Origin of the sequence: Kribbella antibiotica, from assembly GCF_004349055.1 — a bacterium.
In the GTDB taxonomy this organism is placed as follows: domain Bacteria; phylum Actinomycetota; class Actinomycetes; order Propionibacteriales; family Kribbellaceae; genus Kribbella; species Kribbella antibiotica.
Genome location: NZ_SMKX01000037.1, coordinates 29,438 through 49,808 on the forward strand (window position 1 = coordinate 29,438; position 20,371 = coordinate 49,808).

General features: G+C 66.7%; 21 protein-coding genes. 14 read left to right on the plus strand and 7 right to left on the minus strand.

Annotated features, from left to right (window positions below):
- The 7 genes from E1263_RS15435 to E1263_RS15465 are packed head-to-tail and all read left to right on the plus strand — an operon-like array spanning position 1 to position 7,251.
- The gene (locus E1263_RS15435) at positions 1-951 is read left to right on the plus strand and encodes an ABC transporter permease (RefSeq protein ID WP_132167996.1); all 951 of its coding nucleotides are present in this window, start codon (positions 1-3) and stop codon (positions 949-951) included.
- Positions 948-1,766, plus strand: coding sequence for an ABC transporter permease (locus E1263_RS15440; protein ID WP_132167997.1), 819 nt, complete (start codon positions 948-950; stop codon positions 1,764-1,766). The genes E1263_RS15435 and E1263_RS15440 overlap by 4 nt, the downstream gene beginning before the upstream one ends.
- Positions 1,763-2,716: an ABC transporter ATP-binding protein gene (locus E1263_RS15445; protein ID WP_132167998.1), complete on the plus strand. Its 954-nt coding sequence runs from the start codon at positions 1,763-1,765 to the stop codon at positions 2,714-2,716. Before E1263_RS15440 ends, E1263_RS15445 begins: the two co-directional genes overlap by 4 nt.
- Positions 2,709-3,566: an ATP-binding cassette domain-containing protein gene (locus tag E1263_RS15450; RefSeq protein WP_132167999.1), complete on the plus strand. Its 858-nt coding sequence runs from the start codon at positions 2,709-2,711 to the stop codon at positions 3,564-3,566. The genes E1263_RS15445 and E1263_RS15450 overlap by 8 nt, the downstream gene beginning before the upstream one ends.
- Entirely contained in the window at positions 3,563-4,996 is a 1,434-nt protein-coding gene (locus tag E1263_RS15455) for an aldehyde dehydrogenase family protein (RefSeq protein ID WP_132168000.1), read from the plus strand. Before E1263_RS15450 ends, E1263_RS15455 begins: the two co-directional genes overlap by 4 nt.
- A 14-nt stretch (positions 4,997-5,010) precedes the next feature.
- Positions 5,011-5,811, plus strand: a complete 801-nt coding sequence (locus E1263_RS15460) for an SDR family NAD(P)-dependent oxidoreductase (RefSeq protein WP_132168001.1) — start codon at positions 5,011-5,013, stop codon at positions 5,809-5,811.
- Between the two features lie 51 nt (positions 5,812-5,862).
- Positions 5,863-7,251 carry an amidase gene (locus E1263_RS15465; RefSeq protein ID WP_132168002.1) on the plus strand — a complete coding sequence of 463 codons (1,389 nt, stop codon included), beginning with the start codon at positions 5,863-5,865 and terminating at the stop codon, positions 7,249-7,251.
- On the opposite strand, the gene E1263_RS15470 is transcribed toward E1263_RS15465, so the two are convergent.
- Entirely contained in the window at positions 7,248-8,132 is an 885-nt protein-coding gene (locus E1263_RS15470; protein ID WP_132168003.1) for an NAD(P)-dependent oxidoreductase, read from the minus strand. The genes E1263_RS15465 and E1263_RS15470 overlap by 4 nt on opposite strands.
- Before the next feature lie 111 nt (positions 8,133-8,243).
- Here E1263_RS15470 and E1263_RS15475 point away from each other — a divergent pair, with 111 nt between their 5' ends.
- The 4 genes from E1263_RS15475 to E1263_RS15490 all read left to right on the plus strand — a co-directional run bounded on the left by E1263_RS15475 (position 8,244) and on the right by E1263_RS15490 (position 12,446).
- Positions 8,244-8,624 carry a winged helix-turn-helix transcriptional regulator gene (locus E1263_RS15475; RefSeq protein ID WP_132168004.1) on the plus strand — a complete coding sequence of 127 codons (381 nt, stop codon included), beginning with the start codon at positions 8,244-8,246 and terminating at the stop codon, positions 8,622-8,624.
- 6 nt (positions 8,625-8,630) lie between these two features.
- Entirely contained in the window at positions 8,631-10,469 is a 1,839-nt protein-coding gene (locus tag E1263_RS15480) for a ligand-binding sensor domain-containing protein (protein WP_132168005.1), read from the plus strand.
- 127 nt (positions 10,470-10,596) lie between these two features.
- Positions 10,597-11,439, plus strand: a complete 843-nt coding sequence (locus E1263_RS15485) for a chitosanase (protein WP_272949669.1) — start codon at positions 10,597-10,599, stop codon at positions 11,437-11,439.
- A gap of 29 nt (positions 11,440-11,468) precedes the next feature.
- The gene (locus tag E1263_RS15490; protein ID WP_132168006.1) at positions 11,469-12,446 is read left to right on the plus strand and encodes an iron-siderophore ABC transporter substrate-binding protein; all 978 of its coding nucleotides are present in this window, start codon (positions 11,469-11,471) and stop codon (positions 12,444-12,446) included.
- Here E1263_RS15490 and E1263_RS15495 read toward each other — a convergent pair.
- The 4 genes from E1263_RS15495 to E1263_RS15510 form a co-directional block, all read right to left on the minus strand.
- Positions 12,443-13,063, minus strand: a complete 621-nt coding sequence (locus tag E1263_RS15495) for a TetR/AcrR family transcriptional regulator (RefSeq protein WP_202868893.1) — start codon at positions 13,061-13,063, stop codon at positions 12,443-12,445. The two genes, E1263_RS15490 and E1263_RS15495, sit on opposite strands and share 4 nt — an antisense overlap.
- A gap of 91 nt (positions 13,064-13,154) precedes the next feature.
- A complete protein-coding gene (locus E1263_RS15500; RefSeq protein ID WP_132168007.1) occupies positions 13,155-14,015 on the minus strand; it encodes a L,D-transpeptidase in 861 nt (286 codons plus the stop codon).
- Positions 14,016-14,154: 139 nt separating this feature from the next.
- Positions 14,155-14,568 (minus strand): hypothetical protein, encoded by a 414-nt coding sequence (locus tag E1263_RS15505; protein ID WP_132168008.1) that lies wholly within the window; start codon positions 14,566-14,568, stop codon positions 14,155-14,157.
- Positions 14,569-14,570: 2 nt separating this feature from the next.
- On the minus strand, positions 14,571-15,275 hold the full coding sequence (locus tag E1263_RS15510) for an SEC-C domain-containing protein (RefSeq protein ID WP_132168009.1): 705 nt from the start codon (positions 15,273-15,275) through the stop codon (positions 14,571-14,573).
- 118 nt (positions 15,276-15,393) lie between these two features.
- Here E1263_RS15510 and E1263_RS15515 point away from each other — a divergent pair, with 118 nt between their 5' ends.
- Positions 15,394-16,281 (plus strand): LysR family transcriptional regulator, encoded by an 888-nt coding sequence (locus E1263_RS15515; RefSeq protein ID WP_132168010.1) that lies wholly within the window; start codon positions 15,394-15,396, stop codon positions 16,279-16,281.
- Positions 16,282-16,331: 50 nt separating this feature from the next.
- A complete protein-coding gene (locus E1263_RS15520; RefSeq protein ID WP_165956623.1) occupies positions 16,332-17,759 on the plus strand; it encodes a plasmid pRiA4b ORF-3 family protein in 1,428 nt (475 codons plus the stop codon).
- Positions 17,760-17,804: 45 nt separating this feature from the next.
- On the opposite strand, the gene E1263_RS15525 is transcribed toward E1263_RS15520, so the two are convergent.
- Positions 17,805-18,779 carry an aldo/keto reductase gene (locus E1263_RS15525; protein WP_132168012.1) on the minus strand — a complete coding sequence of 325 codons (975 nt, stop codon included), beginning with the start codon at positions 18,777-18,779 and terminating at the stop codon, positions 17,805-17,807.
- 79 nt (positions 18,780-18,858) lie between these two features.
- A complete protein-coding gene (locus E1263_RS15530) occupies positions 18,859-19,296 on the minus strand; it encodes an SgcJ/EcaC family oxidoreductase (RefSeq protein ID WP_238161262.1) in 438 nt (145 codons plus the stop codon).
- Between the two features lie 73 nt (positions 19,297-19,369).
- Here E1263_RS15530 and E1263_RS15535 point away from each other — a divergent pair, with 73 nt between their 5' ends.
- Positions 19,370-20,155 carry an alpha/beta fold hydrolase gene (locus E1263_RS15535; protein WP_132168013.1) on the plus strand — a complete coding sequence of 262 codons (786 nt, stop codon included), beginning with the start codon at positions 19,370-19,372 and terminating at the stop codon, positions 20,153-20,155.
- Positions 20,156-20,371 lie beyond the last annotated feature (216 nt).

Consider the following 20,371-nt stretch of genomic DNA (forward strand, 5'->3'; position numbering starts at 1 on the left):
GTGATTCTTCGCCTGGTCGAGCGCACTGCTGTGCTCTTGGTCAGTCTTGGAGTCAGCTCGGTGCTGGTGTTCGGCTTCCTGGCTGTGCTGCCAGGTGACCCAGCACGGGTCGCTCTGGGCGTGAACGCGTCAGATGAGGCAGTGGCCGAGCTGCGGCGCCAGTTCGGCCTCGACCGGTCCCTACCTGTGCAGTACGTCGACTGGCTCGGCGGACTGCTCCGGGGAGACCTCGGTACGTCGTATGTGTCCAAGGCGGCGATCGGACCCCAGGTGTTCGACCGCCTCCAGGTCACGCTCATCCTGGTCGTGGCCGCGATGGCCATCGCGCTAGTGCTCGCCGTACCGGCTGGGACTGTGATGGCTGCGCGGCATCGGCGGTTGTCTGGGGTGGCGCTCTCTGCGCTGTCGCAGGTGGGTGTCGCTGTACCTGCGTTCCTGGCGGGCATTCTGCTGATCATGGTGTTCGCGGTGAAGCTTGGCTGGCTCCCCGCGAACGGGTGGACTCCACCGGCTCAGGACCCGGCTATGTTCCTGCGACAGCTCGTGCTGCCGGCCCTGTCGCTCGGGCTGGTGCAAGGCGCCGTACTGACTCGGTACGTGCGCAGTGCGGTGTTGGACGTCTTGCGAGAGGACTACCTCCGTACGGCGCGCGCCAAGGGGCTGCGGCCGTTTCCGGCACTGTGGCGACACGGTCTGCGTAACGCCGCCGTACCGGTGGTGACTGTGCTCGGTCTGCAGCTCGCAACACTGCTCATCGGCGCAGTGGTCGTGGAACGCGTTTTCGTCATCCCCGGGCTTGGCAGCCTGCTCCTGGATGGGGTGTCGCAGCGGGACCTGATTCTGGTGCAGGACGTCGTCATGGTGCTGGTTGTCGCCGTACTGCTGGTCAACTTCCTCGTAGACCTCCTGTACGTCGCTCTGGACCCCCGACTGCGGACGGGGACGCGATGAGGCGGCTGAACCCGAGTCTGGTTGCAGGTGGCGTGATCGTCGGCGTGATCGTCGCTACGGCGCTCCTGTCCTTCGTCTGGACCCCGTACGACGCCACGTTCGTCGACCCGTCGGTGCGGTTGGCGACACCGTCCTGGGCGCACTGGTTCGGGACGGACAAGTTCGGACGGGATGTGCTCAGCCAGATCATGGTCGGGTCGCGGACCACTCTGTTCGTCGGTGTGGTCGCAGTGGGCGTGGCCGCGGTGATCGGCGTACCGCTGGGCGTGCTGGCTGCTATGACTCCACGCTGGCCGAGTGAGCTGATCATGCGGACCAACGACTTGCTGCTGGCGTTTCCGGCGCTGTTGCTGGCCATCATGTTCGGTGCGGTGTTCGGGGCGAGCACGCTGACGGCAATGGTTGCCATCGGTATCGCCTCGGTGCCGAGTTTTGCGCGGGTGATCCGGAGCGGTGCTTTGCAGGTGATGCGGACCGAGTACGTGCTGGCCGCGCGAGCTGCCGGCCGCAAGCCCTTCCCGATCGCGCTGCGGCACGTGCTGCCGAATGTGACCAGCCTGGTGACGGTGCAGGCCTCGGTGTCGTTCGCGATCGCCGTTCTCGCCGAGGCAGCGCTCTCTTTCCTCGGCTACGGCACTCCGCCGCCGACGCCGTCATGGGGGCGGATGCTTCAGGAGAGCCAGGAGTTCCTGTTCAGTGCGCCTCGACTGGCGGTCTTCCCTGGCATCGCCATCGCCCTTGCTGTGCTGGGTTTCAACCTTCTCGGTGACGGTCTGCGCGACCGCTTCGACCCGAAGCTCGAGGACCGCCGATGAACGTACTCGAAGTCGCCGGCCTCAACGTGTCCGTCCGCGACACCACCCTGGTCTCCGACGTCGACCTGACGGTCGGGCCGGGGGAGCGGGTCGGCCTGATCGGCGAGTCTGGCTCCGGGAAGTCGCTGACCGCGTTGAGCATTCTTGGTCTGCTTCCCGAAGACGTCGTACCGTCCGGGTCGGTTCGGTTGAGCGGTGTCGACCACGATCTGATCGGCGCTGACGAGAGAGCGCTATCTCGGATCCGCGGTCGCGATCTCGCCATGGTCTTCCAGGAACCGATGACCGCGCTCAACCCGACCATGCGCATCGGCGACCAGATCGCCGAGACGATGCTGATTCACCACACCCATCCCACTCGGAGCGCGGCCCGCGCTGCCGCTGCCGACCTGCTCGACCGCGTGCAACTCCCGGCGGATCTCCTGCGCGCCTACCCGCATCAGCTCTCCGGCGGGCAACGTCAACGCGTCGTCCTCGCGATCGCGCTCTCCAACGATCCCGCGCTGCTGATCTGCGACGAGCCCACCACCGCCCTGGACGTCACCGTCCAAGCGCTGGTCCTCGATCTGATCGTCCAAGGCGTGGTCGCCCGTTCGTCGGCACTGCTCTTCATCACCCACGACTTGGCGGTCGTTGCGACCGTCTGCGAACGGGTCCTGGTCATGTACGGCGGCCGCGTCGTCGAGTCCGGCCCGGTCCACGAAGTCTTCACCAACCCTCGGCACCGCTACACCCAAGGCCTCCTAGCCGCGTCAAACCTAGAAGCGGCAGGTAGTCGCCTCACCACTATCCCGGGCACCGTTCCGGCGGCCGGCCACTTCCCCTCCGGCTGCGTCTTCCGCAACCGCTGTGCCCACGCCACCGACCTCTGCGCCACCACCCCCGCTTGGTCCGGCACCTCCACCACCGGCTACGCCTGCCACCACCCCGCCGGAGCCCCGCATGCCTAACGAACCCGCGCCCAATCACCCCGCCGTCCAGGTGATCGACGTGGTGCGCGACTACCCACGCCCCCGTACGTCGCTCCTCGGCCCGACGCCCGTGGTCCACGCGCTCCGTGGTGTCAGCCTGGAGGTCAAGCAGGGCGAGCGCTTCGGCATCGTCGGCGAATCCGGCTGTGGCAAGTCGACTCTGCTCCGACTCATCGCCGCCCTCGACCGCCCCACCGCGGGGCAAGTAGTTGTCGAAGGCACCGACATCACGACGCTCCCCGAACGTCGCCTGCGCTTCCTCCGAGAGAATCTCCAGCTCGTCTTCCAGGACCCGATGAGCTCCCTCGACCCCCGCATGCGCGTCCGCGACATCATCGCCGAACCCCTCGTCGTACAAGGTCATCCGGCCTCGGGAGAGCGCGTTCGCGAATTGCTGGAAGCGGTCGGTCTGTCCGCCGACGCAGGAGACCGCTACCCGCACCAGTTCTCCGGCGGCCAGCGTCAGCGCATCTCCATCGCCCGCGCCTTGGCTCCGCGCCCCCGCATCCTGATCGCCGACGAACCAGTGAGCGCTCTCGACGTTTCTGTCCGCGCTCAGGTTCTCAACCTGATCTCCGACCTCGTCGACGAACTCAACCTCACCCTGATCTTCGTCTCCCACGACCTCTCCGTGGTCAAACACGTCTGCGACCGCGTCGCCGTCATGAACGCCGGCCAGATCGTCGAAACCGGCCCCACCGCCGACGTGTACGCCGCTCCCCAGCACCCGTACACCCAGCGCCTGGTCTCCGCCATTCCCACCCTGGAAAGAGCGCTCTCCGGCGCTACGACGACCGACCTCCTGCCCTCGAAGGGAGAGACCGCGTGAAGTTCCCGTCCGGCCTGCCGATCGGCGACTCCTGGATCGAAACCCCGACAACCGCCCCGGTGACCTTCCCGTACGACGGTTCCACCGTCGCGGAAGGCCCAGTCGGCACCACCGACCTCGCTCGCCAGGCCCTCGACCACGCCGTCGCCGTCCGCGAATCAGTCGGCCGCCTCCCGTCGCACATCCGCCGAAACGTCTTACAGGCAACACATTCCGCAGTCCGCGCCGAACGCGATGCCTTCATCGATCTACTCGTCCTGGAGACCGGCAAACCCCTCGTCGATTGTCGCGTCGAGATCGACCGCACCCTGCTCACGCTGGAAACTGCGGCGGAAGAAGTGGCCCGTCTTCACGGCGAAACCGTCCCGCTGGATCTTCTGCCCAGCGGCGAAGGACTGCTCGGCTTCTGGGTCCGCAAACCGATCGGCGTCGTTGTCGGCATCACCGGCTTCAACTATCCGCTGCTCCTCGCCGCCCACAAGATCGCCCCAGCCTTCGCCGCCGGCTGCCCGATCATCGTGAAGCCCGCGCCCCAGACACCGCTCGCAACGCTCTGGCTCGTCCATCTCATGCGCACCGCGCTGAACGCCGCGGGAGCACCAGAGAGCGCTCTCCAGTTACTCACCGGCGGCGCCGACGTCGGCGCAACGCTCACCACCGACAGCCGCATTGGAGCCGTCTCCTTCACCGGCTCGGCCACCGTCGGCCACCAGATCGCCCGCGACGCAGCTCCCACCAAAGTCCTCCTCGAACTAGGCTCGAACTCGGCTCTCGTCGTAGCCGAAGACGCAGACCTCGACGCGGCCGCCGACGCCATCATCCGCGGCGGGTACTACGCCTCCGGCCAGGCCTGCATCTCGGTCCAGCGTGTCCTCGCCGTCGAGTCGATTCGCCAACCCCTGCTAGAGAAACTCGGCGACCGCCTCCCGACGATTGTCGTCGGCGACCCTCGCGATCCGGCGACCCGAGTATCTGCGCTCATCGACCCGCGCTCGACCGCTCGCGTCCGCGACTGGGTCGACGACGCGGTCCACGCCGGCGCGACGATCGCCTACGCCGCCGAGGGCGACATCCTCGGTCCGATCGTGCTGACCGACGTACCGGATGGTCAGCAGGCATGGGACGAGGAGATTTTCGGCCCAGTCATCGCCGTGCGATCCGTTCCCGATCTAGAGAGCGCTTTCGCGACCGTGAACGCCTCGCGCTACGGCCTGCATGCCAGCGTCTTCACCGCCGCCCTCGACACGGCCTTCACCGCCATCGACCAGCTCGACGTCGGGGGAGTGGTGATCAACGAGGTCCCCGGCTTCCGCTCCGACGTGATGCCGTACGGCGGCGTCAAGGATTCCGGCATCGGTCGCGAGGGCCCACGCTTCGCGATCGAGGAATTAACCACCACCCGAATGGCGATCATCCGCCCCCGTCCCTGAGAGGTGAACCGGCTGTGACGGACTATGCGAAGCTCTTCCGCCTCGACGGCAAGCACGCGCTGGTGATCGGCGCTGGCAGCGGCATCGGCCGAGAAAGCGCTCTAGCCCTCTCTGCGCATGGCGCCCAAGTCACCTGCGCAGACCGCGATCTCGCCGCGGCCGAATCCACCGCCTCGACCCGAGACCTCACGATCGCCGGCGAACTCGGTGCTCCGGACATCTCGGCGTACCAGCTGGATATCCTCGACGACGACGCGATCATCCGCGCAGCCGCCGAACTCGACCCCGTCGATGTGCTCGTCTTCACCGCGGCGACGAACGTGCGCAAGCGCATCCTCGACTACACGAACGACGAGTTCGACCGCGTCGTGTCACTCAATCTGCGGGCGTCGTTCCAGCTGATCCGTGCCTTCGGCAAGCAGATGGCGGAGCGGGGGAGTGGCAGCATCATCGGCTTCAGCTCGATCCGCGGTACGACGGTCGAGCCCGGGCAATCGGTCTACGCCGCCACCAAGGCCGGTCTCGTCCAACTTCTCCGGACAGCTGCTGCCGAGCTAGGCCCCTCCGGCGTCCGCGCGAACGCGATCGCCCCCGGCGTGGTCGAGACCCCGCTCACCGCACAGATCAAGGCAAACCCCGCCTGGTACGACGCCTATGCGCAGAAGGGAGCGCTCTCTCGCTGGGCGCAACCGAGCGAACTCGCCGGTGCTGTCGTGTACCTAGCCTCGGACGCGTCCAGCTTCGTCACCGGCAGCGTCCTCGCGGTCGACGGCGGCTGGACCGCAGTCGACGGCCGCTTCGACCCGCCCAACTGATCCCACCGAGCTAACCCCCGCCGAGCTGATCCCCGAGTGCCAGGAGCGTCCATGAGTCTCGCCGACCTGACAGCGACCGAGCTGCTGATCCGCTTCCGAGAGCGCTCTCTGTCGCCGGTCGAAGTAATCGAGGACGTCCTCACCCGAGTCGACGAGCTCGAACCCCACCTCCGCGCCACCTACGCCCTCGACCCCGCGGCGGCCCGCATCGCAGCCCGCGAGTCCGAGGCCCGCTGGCGCGATGGCACGGCCGGCGCACTGGACGGCGTACCGGTCACGATCAAAGAGAACATCGCGACCCGCGGAACCCCAGTCCCACAAGGCACTGCGGCCACTGAACTGATCCCCGCCACCGAAGATGCACCGGCGGCCGCTCGCCTACGCGAGGCCGGCGCGGTCATCTTCAGCAAGACGACCATGCCGGAGTACGGGATGCTCTCGTCCGGTGTCTCGACCTTCCACCACCTGACCCGCAATCCTTGGGACGTCTCGAAGACCGCAGGCGGTTCGAGCGCCGGAGCTGCGGCCGCTGCGGCGGCTGGGTATGGCCCGATCCACCTCGGTACCGACATCGGCGGCTCGATCCGTCTGCCCGCCGGATGGTGCGGTCTCGTCGGACTGAAGCCCACCCATGGCCGCATCGCGGTCGGAAATCCCTACCCAGGAAGGGCAATCGGCCCGCTCACCCGCACCGCCGCCGACGCCGCGCTCGCCCTGTCGGTCATGTCCGGCTACGACCCCCGCGACCACACGTCGTACCCGCCGGCGCCCGATAACGCGGTGAGAACACTAGAGAGCGCTCTCCGTCCCGGTCTCCGCGTTGCTCTCCTCCTGGACGCCGGATTCGGCCTTCCCGTCGACCCGGAGGTCAGCGCCGCCGTCTCCGCAGTTGCCGCTCTCCTCGAGAAGGAAGGCGCAATCGTCGAACCGATCGCCCCGATCATCACCCGCGAGATGCTCGACGGTCTCGACCGGTTCTGGCGGATCCGCTCCGCCACCGACATCGCGGCCCTGCCCGAAGAACGCCGGGCCAAGGTTCTCCCGCAGATCCGCGATTGGGTCGCCACCGCCGGCGAACTCACCGGCTCCGACGTCTTCCACGGCTACACCCAGATGGGTGCGATGGCCGCCGCCGTCACCAAGGTCTTCACCTCGTACGACGTCATCCTGTCGCCCGTCGCACCGATTACCGCGTTCCCGGCCGAGCTCGCCTATCCCACCGACGATCCGGCCAAGCCCTTCGAGCACATCGCCTTCACGGTCCCGTACAACATGTCCGCCCACCCGGCGACCACCTTCAACGCCGGTTGGTCGCCGATCGGACTCCCAATCGGCGCCCAGATCGCCGTACCGCATCACCAGGACATGACCGCCCTGGCCTTGGCCGAGAGACTAGATAGCGCTCTCCCCGCCCACCGCCCCTGGCCGACCTCGTTCTAGCGCGGGCTGCGGATGCCGTCGATGATCCGCGTCCAGTTGTCGCCGCCGTGGCCGTCCTCGATCGCCCGGAGGTAGTGCGCCTGCACCGCACGCGGTAGCGCGAGGTCGATTCCGGCCGCCTCGCTCGCGCCGACGATGTGATCAGCGGTCGCGCCCATCATGGTGATCGTGCTCAGGTCCCCAGGATGCTTGCCGGCATCGATGTCCGCGCCGGGGTTCTCGGCGCCTGCCTCCAGCATCGCCGGGATCCCTCGGACCGATCCGAGCAGCTCCGGCAAGGCCTCGGCCGCGGTCACGCCCGCCGTACCGAGGAGTGCGGTTGCGTGCATCAGCGACGACAGCGTGGTCAGGAAGACGTCGAGCTGAGCCTGGTACATCAGCTGCGCGAGACCCGGGTCCGCGCCGAGGAAACGCGGCGTACCGATCAGAGAGAGCGCGCTCCGATGCTGCTCGAAGACCGCAGGAGCGCCGCTGTAGTAGACGTAGGCCTCGTCGGTGCCGACCATCGGGGCGGGGACCATCACCCCGCCGGTCAGAAACGTCGCGCCGTGCTCGGCAGCCCACTCCGCCGCCGAGCGAGTGCGGTCGGGGGTGTCGGAGCTGAGGTTGACGACGGTGCGACCCGCCAACGAACCGACGGCCGGCCCCAGCACGTCGTACATGGCCTGGTAGTCAGTGAGGCTCAGGATGACGAGCCCGCCGGCCTCGATGGCGGCCGCCGGGCTCGCCGCGAGTACGGCGCCGTCGGCCACGACGCCGGTGGCGCGGGCAGGGGTCCGGTTCCAGACAGTCACCGGGTTCCCGGCCGCGAGCAAGGTGCGGGTCATCGCTTGTCCCATCGGGCCAAGGCCGATGATCGTGACGGAGGTGCGGTCGGGCATGAGGCTCCTTGTTTCGTTCGGGTGGTCGCCTCCATGCTCTGCTGTCGCCTAAGCTTCCGGGAAGTACGCACTATTTACTGGGGTACTTACCTTTAGGTTAGTGGGGTTCGGATGACGAAGTCGGCGCGGCAAGGCCCGTACATCTGCGGTATCGACGCGGCACTCGACGTCGTGAGCGGCAAGTGGAAGGGCCTGATCCTCTGGGAGCTCGACGAGCACGGTATCCGCCGGTTCGCTGAGCTGCGGCGCGGGCTGCCCGGCGTGAGCGAGAAGATGCTGACCCAGCACCTGCGCGAGATGGAGCACGACGGCCTCGTCGTACGGACCGTGTACGCCGAAGTCCCGCCCCGCGTGGAGTATTCGCTCACCGACGAGGGCCGCGCGCTGAACGCCGCCCTCGCGCCGCTCGGCCAATGGGGATCATCGCGGATCCGCCGCCAGCAGATCCAGATGGTTGATCACCAGGACGCCGCAGCAATGCCCCGGCCCTGACGCAGGATGGACCTCTATCGTTTCGAGCCGGCCGGCGGCATCATCACGCCGCTCGGACCAGCCGTCACCGGCACTCCACTCACCGGCGCGGCGAACGACGGCCCCGCCCTGGGCTACGTGGTCACCCGTGGCCTCGCACCATGCTCCGTGGCGGAGGTCGAGCTGCAGGGTGAGCCCCGCGTACGGCGGCGAGTGAGCCTGCCGAGCGGCCATGGCGGCTGGGGGATCGCGGCGTCCGGCTCGGCGGTGTTCGTGGGGACTTATCCGACGGCGTCCGTGCATCGCTGGGATCTGCGCTCCGGTGCCGTCACCACCTTCGGCCGACTCGGCGCGGAGGACTTCGTCTTCACGCTGGCCTTGGGTTCCGGCCCCCGCCTCTACGCGGGAACCTATCCCGGTGGAAAGGTGTACGAGCTCGACGACGAGACCGGGATGATCCGCGACCTGGGCTCTCCGTTGCCTTCAGCAACCTATGTCCGCGCGCTCGCGGCCGACGGGGAGCTGATCCACGTCGGGACCGGCTGCCCGGCACGCCTTCTGACGCTGACGCCGGCCACAGGGGAGACGCAGGAAGTACCGATCCCCGAACTGTCCGCCGAGGATTTCGTCTACTCGCTCGCGATCACCGGCGATACCGTTGCCCTGGGCACTGAACCCGGCGGTCTACTGATAGTCCTCGACCGCGGATCGTCGTACCGGGTGATCGAAACCCACGAACGGACGATCGACACGATCGCCATCGACGGTCCCGTGGTCTGGTGCACCGGCAGGCCGAGCGGTTCCCTCTTCCGTTACGACACCACGACTGGGCAGCTCGATCGGGTCTGGACACCGCTGCCGGGGCAAGAGACCCGGAGCCTGGCGGTAACCGCCGACGGCGTGTCCGGAATCTCCGGCGGCGGACAGGCCTGGCGATGGACGGGCCACAGCGCGACAGTCGTCGACCTAGGTCGGCAAGGACTCCCCGCCCATGTCGAGCCGCCGCAATCCCTGTGCACACTGGGGGATGAGGTCCTGGTCGGCGGCAACTTCGGGCTCTGCGTCCATCGGCCGGCCGAGCAGAGCATGCGCCGGTACGTCGTCGATGGCGAACCCAAGGCCATGGTGTCGACCGGTGACGCTGCCTACCTCGCGCTGTATCCCGGTGCCGCAATCTGTCGCTACGACCCCGAGGCCCAGCAGATCAGTCACGTCGGCAAGATCGGTGGCCTCTCGAACCGGCCCCGCGACATCGCCTGGTCACCCGCCCACGACGTCGTACTGGTCGTCACCCGGAACCAGTACGGCCATCGTGGCGGAGCGCTGGCCGTCGTCACGCCGGCGACCGGCGCGATCGAACGGTACGACGACCTCCTCGGCGATCACGCTCTCGCCTGTCTCGCCCTTCGTGATGGCGTCAGCACTGTGATCGTCGGAAGCGAGACGATTGCGGACGGGCTGGACGAGGGGAGCGGGAACGCGCTGATCGCAGGATTCGACCTGGTCGAGCGACGCCTCCTCTGGACCTGGCGCCCACTCGACGACGTAACGCAGTACACAAGTCTCGCCTGGCACCGAGACCTCCTGTACGGCGTAACCCGCGACGGGCGACTGTTCGCGGCCGCACCGGAAGCGCAGCACCTCGTTGCCGTCGGACACGTCGATGCGTCCGAGCCGGGCCGCCTGCTATCGGTCGACGGTCAGCTGTATCTGGCGACGGAGGACGCAGTCCTGCAGATCGAAGCGGACCTGTCGACCTCGACGATCCTTACTGGCCTGGCCAGCGAGTGGCACAACGCACCGCAAATCGCCGCGAACCCAAGCACCGGAGATCTTTACACCTGCGGTCGGTCCGGATCTGGATAGCGCTCTCCCAGCGCACCGACCCACAGCTAATTGCCATCGGCATCGATCAACCCTGGTCAGTACTGGCTTTCGTCTGATAGGAAGCTTTCCTAACAGATGATGTAACCGCTCTCAGAGGGAGACTCCAGTGCGTACCCGCCCCGTATCTGCAGCCTTGGCTGCTGTCGCTCTACTGGCCACCGGCCTGACCGCCTCCGATGTCTTCACACCGGCCGCGCCCAGTGCGCCGGCCTCACCGACTTCGGTGAACGGCGCCGCTGCCCTGGCCGGGCTGGACGACCCAGCCAAGAAGGACATCGCTATGCAGTTGGTGTCCAGCGCGGAGAACTCCTCGCTGGACTGGCGAGCGCAGTACAAGTACATCGAGGACATCCATGACGGCCGGGGTTACACGGGCGGCATCATCGGCTTCACCTCAGGCACCGGCGACATGCTGGAACTGGTCCAGCTCTACACGAACCGCAAGCCCAACAACCCCTTGGCCGGCTATCTGCCCGCGCTGCGCGCAGTGAACGGCAGCGACTCGCTTGAGGGTCTCGATGGGTTCCCGCAGGCGTGGGAAGAGGCGGCGCAGGACCAGGCCTTCCAGCAAGCACAGAACGACGAGCGCGACCGGGGCTACTTCAACCCGGCAGTGCAGGCCGGAAACTCGGACGGCGTCGGCACGCTCGGGCAGTTCATCTACTACGACGCCCTCGTGGTGCACGGCGACGGCAGCGACCCGACCACGTTCAGCTCGATCCGCAACCGCGCCCGCGCCCGGGCCGCGACACCTGCTGATGGTGGGGACGAAACGACGTACCTGCATGCGTTCCTGGACGAGCGGGTGTGGGCGATGAAGCAGGAGCCGGCGCATGAGGACACCAGCCGCATCGACACCGCGCAGCGTGTCTTCCTCAACAACGGCAACTTGAACCTGAACACGCCGCTCGACTGGCACGTCTACGGATCGCCGTACCACATTTCCTGACTGAAATAAGGGCAGGCTAACCTTGCCTCATGCGTAATCTTCGGCCTCAGGGTCTGATTGGTACGGCGGTTGTTCTCGCGCTGGCGGTGGTCGGGCTGGCGGGCTGTGGCGGAGGCGACAAGGATGGCGTCTCCGGCGCGGCATTCTCGAAGGTCGACACCAAGTTCGGCGAGGTGACGATCCCGAGCGAGCCGAAGCGCGTTGTCGCGCTGGGTTGGGGCGATGCCGAGACTGCCTTGGCGCTCGGCGTGCAGCCGGTGGGTGCCAGCGACTGGCTCGCGTTCGGTGGCGAGGGCCTCGGGCCGTGGGTGACCGTGAAATACCAGCAGGCGCCGCAGAAGATCGGGACGCTGGAGCCGGAGTTCGAGAAGATCGCTGCGTTGAAGCCGGACCTCATCCTGGACACGAAGTCGAGTGGCGACCAGGAGCGGTACGACACGTTGAAGGCGATCGCCCCGACTGTCGGCGTACCGACTGGTGGGGACGCCTACAAGGTGTCGTGGGAGAAGCAGACTGAGATGGTCGCCGCGGCGCTGGGTCGGGTGGATCAGGGCAAGCAGCTGATCGCCGACACCAAGACGCGGTTCGCCAAGACTGTTGCCGAGCACCCCGAGTTCAAGGGCAAGACGATCACCCTCGGCTCGCGGACCAGCGATGGGTACGGCGCGTACACCGCCGGGACCGGTCGGGTCGACTTCGTTCAGCGGCTGGGATTCACGAACAACCCGAAGGTGGAGGCCAAGGCCACCGAGGGGTTCTCGATCAAGGTGTCGCAGGAGCAGCTCGATCTGCTGGACGCCGATCTCACCGTGATGGCGCCGATCGGCGTCGATGCCAGCAAAATCACCGATGACCCGCTGTTTCAGAAGGTCCCGTCGGTGAAGGCCGGCCACGTCGTCGTCTTCAACGACAAGACCCTGAGCAGCGCCTTCGCGACCGACTCGATCCTGTCGATCGGCTACGCGCTGGACAAGGTCGTTCCGCTGTTCGCGGCCGCCCTGCGCTAGCCTCGCGCCGCCTCGTCCTGCAGGCCGAGTGCGGTGCTAAGTGTGTTGGCCCACCAGGTTCGCTGGGGGCCAGGTCGCTTTGCTGCGGCCTCGCTGACTCCTGCGCTGCGGCGGAAGGCAGCGCCGTACGTGGCGTCGAGTGCGAGTGCCTGGTGGAGTGCGGCCACGGCCAGGCGGGTGTCACTCAGTGGTGCCGGCCGGCCGGCCCGAGTCCGGGCAGCGTGCAGGATCTGGACGACCGGCTCCAGGAATCCGACGCCCGGGTCTTCCCAGCCGGCTGCGTGGAGTGCGACGGCGAGTTCGGCGTAACCCTGGTCGTAGACGCGGGCGATGGTCCGGATCAGGTCGTTGATGTCGGCCTGGCCGTCTGCCCAGCTGGCAACCGCCTGTTCGACTGCATCGCGGATCCGGCGACCGCCATGGCGTAGGAGTGCGACGAGCAGGTCCTGGCGGCTGCCGAAATGGTGCGCGACGCCGGCGTCGGTCATGCCGATCCGCTTGCCGACGGCGCGGACGCTGACGGCCTCGAGCCCGCCGTCGATGAGGAGTTCCTCGGCTGCTTGCAGGATTGCCCGGCGTGACTCCTCCGGGGCTCTGCGAATTCGAGTGGACGCCATAGACCAGAGATCCTAGTTGCTGTGTCTGGGCTTGCCCGCTAGTCCTTGCGGCCGGTGCCGGCGAGGCCCAGACCAAGTCCGATCACGGCTGTCAGCTGTATTCGTACTTGCCGTACACGGAGACCGTCGTACCGATCGGGGTGTCGGCGAAGATCTGGTTGATCTGGGGTCGCAGGACGCGCACGCAGCGGTGACTTGCCGGGTACGGCTTGATCAGCGAGTTGACGCGCGATCCGTGCAGCGCGATCCCCGGACGATCCTTGAGGAAGTAGATCGAGTCGTACATGTAGGCGTCGTCGTACAGGCTGCTCTCGTGCGCACCGGCCCACTTGCGCCAGACCTTGCCGGTGCGGTTCGGGGTGTCGTACCCGGGAGCGCCGGTCGAGATCCAGACGATCCGCTTGTACTGCTTGTTGACGATTTGGTACAGGATCTGGCAGGTCTTGTTGACGTAGATCCCGTCCGCGCGGGTCGGTGTCGGCTTCGCGGTCGCGTTGATGACCGAGTAGGCCTCGTCCAGCGTCAGACCCTTGCGGGTGATCGGCATGCCGTTCGTCTCGCGCCAAGCACACAACGCCTGCCGGGCTCGCACGGTTATGTCGCCGTCGGGATCGCCGACCGGGTAGCCGAGCTTGTCCAGCTTCTGCTCCACCTTCAACGCGTAGTACTGCGCGTTGTGCGGATTCGTCGGCCTGGTCGTGGGCTTCGTCGTGGGCTTGGCGGTAGGTGTCGTCGTCGGCTTGATCGTTGGCGGCGCGGTCGGTTGCGCGGTCGGCTTGGAGGTTGCTGACGGAGTGCCGGCCGGGGGAGTGCTGGTGCTCGGCGTGCTGGGAGTGGTGCTGGTCGTCGGCGTCCCCGACGGGCTCGACTCGCTGGCCGCCACATCGGAACACCCGGCAACCAGCAGCGACACCACAACGGCAGCAGCCACGACACCATGTCGACGAGACATGATTCCCCTCTCCCTCGAGCACCTCAACGGTCGCAGAGACACGCCCAGTGAGCGCGCAGCGACCCGCCGAGACTAAGGCTGCGGGGGAGTCAACCTCATACCCTGACCGGTCCCGTCACCGAACCGTTGTCAAGCGCCGTCAGAGACCGAGGTCGCGCAGAAACTCCGGCTTGTAGGCCTGCAGGACGACGTACCGGGGGTCCGGCACCTCCATGCCCGCGTTCTTCGCCTCGTCACTGGCCTCGTCGTGCGCACCCACCGGCACGCTCGGATCCGTCCACTCCTGCTCGGAGGCATTCCACCGAGTCACCGTGTACGTCGCCGTCAGATTGTCCCCGGCAACAAGCTCCTTGGCGGTCCGCTCAGCCTCCTGCGCATCCGCAAGCGTCTGCGTGTACAGCAGCATCCGGTTCCCGTCGCGCGTCACCGTGACCTGGCTCCCGAGCCGCTTGCGCGCATCGTCATCCAGATCCAGCGCCCGCACCCGATCCCAGAACGTCAACCCGTGCTCGTCATTGCCCAGCACGACCTCAACCCGAAACTCATCCGCCATGCTCACACCCTACAGACAGCCAGCTCTGCTCCTTCCCGCAACCGGGCAGGCCCCCAAGCCAAACTGCCCTCCGCCAACACCTCCCCACCACAACACCGCTTGTATCGCACGCCTGAGTCACACCAGCACCCCTGATTACGGGCAGGCGGCCAAGCAACCGTCGTCGCGCCGCCGTCCGTGCACTCCAAAGTCCGCTGCACGACGGCGACGCCGCCGCCCCCGCACGTGCGCAAAGCGCGCTCCACCTCTCGGTAGTAGTCGGCGATGCTGTCGGAGGTGATGCGCTGAGGCCATCGTTCCAGCGCGAGCAGCAGTTCCGACCGGCTCCAAACCTCAACCTGTCCTTCTTCCACCTTCGGGGCTCGCAACGCATCGAGAACATCGAAGTACCGATCGACTCGCTCGACCGCCCCGGCCACCGCCAACCGGTCGGTGCTGTCCAACGCGATCCCCAGCGCCCACCTTGCCCGGCGCCGACCGCTCACGAGCACCGATCCCCAGAACGAACAGATCTCCTCCGGGCTCAGCCCGTCGAGCGCACGGGTGTACGAGATCAGTGCCCCCATGTGGTCGCCGCGCTCCTCATGTCGCACGGAAGGTCGCCACCGATCAAGCGCAGGCTCCAAGGCAAGCATCCGCTGGAACGTGCGCAGTTCCTCATCCTCGTCGTAGCAGTCGAAGTCGTCGTCTGTCTGTAAGTCATCCATGCCTGGAACATATGGAGATCACCACCCCGTCCAGCCGATGAGTTTGAACCTGTGGATAACTCCAGCGACAATCTGCACAGGAGAATCTGCTTGTATCGATCGACTAGAGTTCTTAGTCATGGAGCTCAGGCACTTGGAACACTTCGTGGCCGTCGCCGAGCAGAAGCACTTCACGCGGGCGGCTGAGGCGATGTCCATCTCGCAGTCGGGCCTGTCCGCGTCGATCCGGGCGCTCGAGCGTGAGCTCCGGGCCTCCCTCTTCGTTCGCAACACCCGCAGCGTCGAGCTCACCGAGGCGGGACGCGCGCTCCTGTGCGAAGGCCGCCGTACCCTCGCTGCCGCCGAAGCCGCTCGTGACGCGGTCGCCGCCGTACAGGGTCTGCTCCGCGGCCACCTCAGCGTCGGGCTCGAACAGTGCCTCGGCGTCGTCGACGTACCCGCCGTACTGGCGAAGTTCCGCTCCGCCTACCCGGGCGTCGAGATCGAGGTCCGTCAAGGCGGCTCAACCCCCATGCTCGACGAGCTAGCCTCCGGCCGCCTCGACCTGGCCTTCGTCGCCACCTCCGGCGACCCCGTCGACGGCCTGGACCTCCGCCCGCTCTCCCGCGAGCCCATGGTCGTCGTCTGTGCCCCGGATCACCGCCTGGCCAACGGCAAGCCGGTCTCCCTGGACGATCTGGCAGGCGAATCCTTCGTCGACTTCGACCCGACCTGGGGCGCCCGCACCATCTCCGACCGAGCCTTCGCGGCCGCCGGCGTCGCTCATCCGGTCACGATCGAGGTGAACGACGTACACACCCTCTTGGCACTGGTCGCCCACAACCTGGGCGTAGCGCTGGTCCCCGAGCGCATTGCGGCCAAGCGCGGCGACCATGTCACGGTCCCGCTCACCCCAGGCAGCGCCGCCGACTGGCAGGTCTCGGTAGCCGTCCCCACCGGCACCGCCGCCTCCCTGGCCGCCGACGCCCTCCTCGGCATGCTCCCCACCACTGCAGTCCACGCCTGAACGGTCGGCGCTAGGGTTTCAGGGTGGCATCCAACCCTGATCCTCGGCCGGTGTCGGCCATCCCGACTGCTCTGATGGACGAGTTCATGGGCCGTGAGGAGCCACCCCCGTCCCGGCGCGGCCCACGCCGCGACGACGCGGTCACTTATCAGGTGCGGGTTGAGCTCGACGAGACTGAGCCGCTGTTGTGGCGGCGGCTGGAGCTCGCCTCCGACCTCTACTTGAACGAGATCCACGACATCATCCAGACCGCGTTCGGCTGGACCGACAGTCATCTGCACGAGTTCGCCTCAGGTGCGGCTTACTACGATCGGACGAGCGAGCACTACCTGTGCCCGTTCCAGGTCGAGGAAGGCGAGACCGGCGTACCGGAGAACGAGGTGCGCCTCGACGAGGTCCTGGCTCAGCCGGGCGACGAACTCTTCTACCTGTACGACTTCGGCGACGACTGGTTGCACAACCTCAAGCTCGAGTCCGTTCAGCCGCGGGATGAGTCCGCTCCGCGGGCTATTTGCGTCGGCGGCGAGCTTCCGGGGCCGGGCGAGGATTGCGGCGGGGTAGGCGGCTACGAGCTAATCCGTGCTGCCATCGATCCGGATCACCCAGATCACGTTGCGGCGGTCGCCGAGTACGTCAGCAGGTACGGCGATGATGCCGATCCGCGCCCCTACGCCCCGACTCCGTTCGATGCCAAGAGCATCAATCGACAGCTGGTTGCACTCAGCAACAAAGCGGATCTCCCCGGACCGCTCGAAGCCTTCGTCGAAGCGATCCGGCCGCCTTCCAGCCAACGCGAGTTCGAGCAGTTGCTCGCGGGCGCCGAACTGCACGCACCGATCGAGATCGATGATGAAACGGCAACCCGGATGGTCGCGCCGTACACGTGGCTGTTGAACCGCGTCGGTGTGGAGGGTCTCAAGCTGACCAGCGCCGGCTATCTGCAGCCTGAACATGTGAAAGCAGCTATGGCCGAGCTCCATCTGGGAGACGAGTGGATCGGCATGGGCAACCGTGAGGCCCGGACCCCACCGGTCCTGACGCTGCGGGAGACTGCGCAGGCGATGGGATTGCTGCGCAAACACAAGGGTTCGCTCGTCCTCACGCCGCGAGGCCGTGTGCTCCGCCAAGACCCCGTCGCTCTGTGGTGGCACCTGGCCGAGCACATGCCAGTGACATCCAAAGACGCCTATGACGTCCAGGCCGGGCTGATTGCCCTGACTGCGGTCGCCGCGCAATCAACCGGCGACCTGGATCAGATCGTCGCGGACTTGCTCAACGCGATTGGCTGGCGAGCCGAAGATCTGACTCCGGTCACTGTGTCGATGGCGCGAGCGAGCCTCTGGGACACTCTGGCTGTGCTTCGCCGCACCGGAACTCTGGTCCACAAGGGCCGACTCCTCAGCGGGCCTGAAGTGCTGACACCGCAAGGCGTCACGTTCGCAAGAGCCGCGCTGCGCACCTGGCCGCGCGCGACCTGATACGAACCGCCGGTACGCCGACTGTCGGCGTACCGGCGAGGGGCTTCACCAGGCGTAGTCCTCGGGCGCCGTCTTGTAGCCCGGGAAGATCTCGTCGAGCCGCGCCAGCGCCTTCTCGTCGAGCTTCACATCAACAGCCCGTACGGCGGACTCCAGCTGCTCCATCGTTCGCGGCCCCACGATCGGTCCGGTCACGGCCGGCTGGTGCAGCAGCCACGCGAGCGCGACATCGCCCGGCTCATGCCCGAGCTCATCCGCAAACGCCTCGTACTGCTCGATCTGCGGCCGCAGCTTCTCGAGCGCCTCTTTCGAGCGCCCCTCGAGCCGCCGTACCCCCTGGTTTTCCTTGCGCACAACGCCACCCAGCAGTCCACCCTGCAACGGCGACCACGGAATCACGCCAATCCCATACTCCTGCGCCGCCGGCAAAACCTCACGCTCGACATCGCGCGTGATCAGGTTGTAGATCGACTGCTCGCTGACCAGCCCGATGTAGTTCCGCTTGGCCGCGGCCGCCTGCGCCTGCGCGATGTGCCAACCAGCGAAGTTGCTGCTCCCGGCGTACAGGATCTTGCCCTGCTGTACGGCGACCTCGATCGCCTGCCAGATCTCTTCCCACGGCGTCGCCCGGTCGATGTGGTGGAACTGGTACAGGTCGACATAGTCGGTCTGCAACCGCTTCAGACTCGCGTCCAGCGAGCGTCGAATATTGAGCGCCGACAACCGACTCGTGTTCGGCCAGTCCGACTCCATGTCGCCGTACACCTTCGTCGCGAGCACCGTCTTCTCACGGTTCTGCGGGTCCTTCGCAAACCACTCGCCGACGATTTCTTCAGTCCGCCCCGGGTAGATCGACCGCCCGTACCCGTTCGCAGTGTCGAAGAAGTTGATGCCCTTGTCGTGCGCGGCATCCATGATCGCGTGCGAGTCCTCCACGCTCGTGTGCGGCCCGAAGTTCATCGTCCCCAATACGATCCGGCTGACCTTCAGTCCCGTCCGTCCAAGCTGAGTAAAGTCCATACCTCCAACCTCCTCCTCGTTGGCTGACCTGTCCAACAGGAGAATGCACTCAGTTCGATCACCACACGTTCTAAGTGCGCTACTTCCCCGGGGCGAAGACGGGGTGCTTGTCCGTGCTCGCCGTCAACTCATCGTCCGGTACGCCGATGTTCTGGGCGGCCGTCAGCAGCCACTTGCCGTCCTCCTTGGCCAGGATCCACAACGGCGAGCCCACGTCCGGCCCGTCGGGCGTTTGGTAGATCTGACGCAACTTGACGGCGGCAACGTCAGGGCGGATGAACATCAGGTGCTCGAGCTCGAACCTGACCGTCGTGTCCTTCATCGCCCCTGGCAGCACCTGGCGGGTGAAGTCCGAGATCGCGTCGCGGCCGTACAGGCGCTTCCCCCCGCCTGTCGTCCAGATCGCGTCAGACCGGAACAGGTTGAGGAACTCCTCGGGAAGCTCGTTGTTCTGGGCGTGCTCGACCGTGTCGATCACCTGCATGATCGCTTCGATTTCTGTCTCTGTTGTGCTCACCAGCCCACCTTCGTACCTCAACCACGCTTGAGATCAAGAGAGCGCAGTGACCGCCGCGGCTAGGCTCGTCGCCATGGCGATCACCAGGTTCGACGTCGGCGGCTACAAGCTCGCAGCTGAGATCTCGGGGGAGGGCTCGCCAACGGTCGTCTTCATCTCCGGGGCCGGCGGTGGCAAAGACTCCTGGACCGCAGCCATCGCGGCCCTTCAGTCTTCGACAACTCTTCTGACCTACGACCGCGCCGGAATCGGCGACAGCGAAACCCCGGCCGACTCCGCGACGCGCAAACTCGGCGCCTCAGCAGACGAGCTCCACCGCCTACTCGCGGCCACCAACCTCACCGGCCCGTTCATCCTGGTCGGCCACTCGTTCGGCGGACTGATCGCCCTGATCTACGCCGCCCAGCGGCCAGAGAACATCGCCGGCCTGATCCTCGTCGATGCCTCCGACGTCCACCTGAGCCTCGACATGGACGAACCCCACCTCACCGCCGCCGACGGTGACCGCGAAGACCACCTCACGTACGACGTAGTCGCCAGCGTGGACGAAGTCGACAGGAGCAGACGCACCCTCGTCGTACCAACTGTCGTCATCGCCAGCCGCGTAGACCGCTGGCTCGAAGAAGACATCGACCTAGACCGCTGGAAACCCTTCGCCCTCACCGAACTCGACGCCCGCTGGCAACGCCACCACGAATCCCTAGCCACCGACCTCGGCGCCACCCACAAAGTCGCCCGCCAAGGCGGCCACAACATCCAAGCCGACGATCCCACCATCGTCGCTGAATCCATCGACGACGTCATCGCCGCCGCCCGGCTAGTCCATCAAACCGCGCCGCTTGCTCCAGGCAACGACTAGAAGCGGTACCTGCGTAACGCCGTACAGCATGTGAAAAACATAGTGCCGCAACGTTTGCTCCGGGTCGAACGGCAGGAACGGCACACTCACGATCTCTCCACCGATCAGATTCAGCTCGCCCCAGAGCAACGTTGCCCAACAGCCAATCGTCGGTCGGGACCCGCCCTCAGCGTCCTTGGCTGGCCGAGTTGCCATGGCGCGTGGGAACCGATGAGC

What these genes read in the sequence shown, in the direction of transcription:
- E1263_RS15505 (WP_132168008.1), bottom strand. Translation starts at nt 14,568, where the DNA reads ATGGCGGATGAGTTTCGGGTTGAGGTCGTGCTGGGCAATGACGAGCAC.
- E1263_RS15500 (WP_132168007.1), bottom strand. Translation starts at nt 14,015, where the DNA reads ATGTCTCGTCGACATGGTGTCGTGGCTGCTGCCGTTGTGGTGTCGCTG.
- E1263_RS15445 (WP_132167998.1), top strand. Translation starts at nt 1,763, where the DNA reads ATGAACGTACTCGAAGTCGCCGGCCTCAACGTGTCCGTCCGCGACACC.
- E1263_RS15515 (WP_132168010.1), top strand. Translation starts at nt 15,394, where the DNA reads ATGGAGCTCAGGCACTTGGAACACTTCGTGGCCGTCGCCGAGCAGAAG.
- E1263_RS15535 (WP_132168013.1), top strand. Translation starts at nt 19,370, where the DNA reads ATGGCGATCACCAGGTTCGACGTCGGCGGCTACAAGCTCGCAGCTGAG.
- E1263_RS15475 (WP_132168004.1), top strand. Translation starts at nt 8,244, where the DNA reads ATGACGAAGTCGGCGCGGCAAGGCCCGTACATCTGCGGTATCGACGCG.
- E1263_RS15480 (WP_132168005.1), top strand. Translation starts at nt 8,631, where the DNA reads ATGGACCTCTATCGTTTCGAGCCGGCCGGCGGCATCATCACGCCGCTC.
- E1263_RS15465 (WP_132168002.1), top strand. Translation starts at nt 5,863, where the DNA reads ATGAGTCTCGCCGACCTGACAGCGACCGAGCTGCTGATCCGCTTCCGA.
- E1263_RS15525 (WP_132168012.1), bottom strand. Translation starts at nt 18,779, where the DNA reads ATGGACTTTACTCAGCTTGGACGGACGGGACTGAAGGTCAGCCGGATC.
- E1263_RS15470 (WP_132168003.1), bottom strand. Translation starts at nt 8,132, where the DNA reads ATGCCCGACCGCACCTCCGTCACGATCATCGGCCTTGGCCCGATGGGA.
- E1263_RS15495 (WP_202868893.1), bottom strand. Translation starts at nt 13,063, where the DNA reads ATGGCGTCCACTCGAATTCGCAGAGCCCCGGAGGAGTCACGCCGGGCA.
- E1263_RS15510 (WP_132168009.1), bottom strand. Translation starts at nt 15,275, where the DNA reads ATGGATGACTTACAGACAGACGACGACTTCGACTGCTACGACGAGGAT.
- E1263_RS15450 (WP_132167999.1), top strand. Translation starts at nt 2,709, where the DNA reads ATGCCTAACGAACCCGCGCCCAATCACCCCGCCGTCCAGGTGATCGAC.
- E1263_RS15440 (WP_132167997.1), top strand. Translation starts at nt 948, where the DNA reads ATGAGGCGGCTGAACCCGAGTCTGGTTGCAGGTGGCGTGATCGTCGGC.
- E1263_RS15490 (WP_132168006.1), top strand. Translation starts at nt 11,469, where the DNA reads ATGCGTAATCTTCGGCCTCAGGGTCTGATTGGTACGGCGGTTGTTCTC.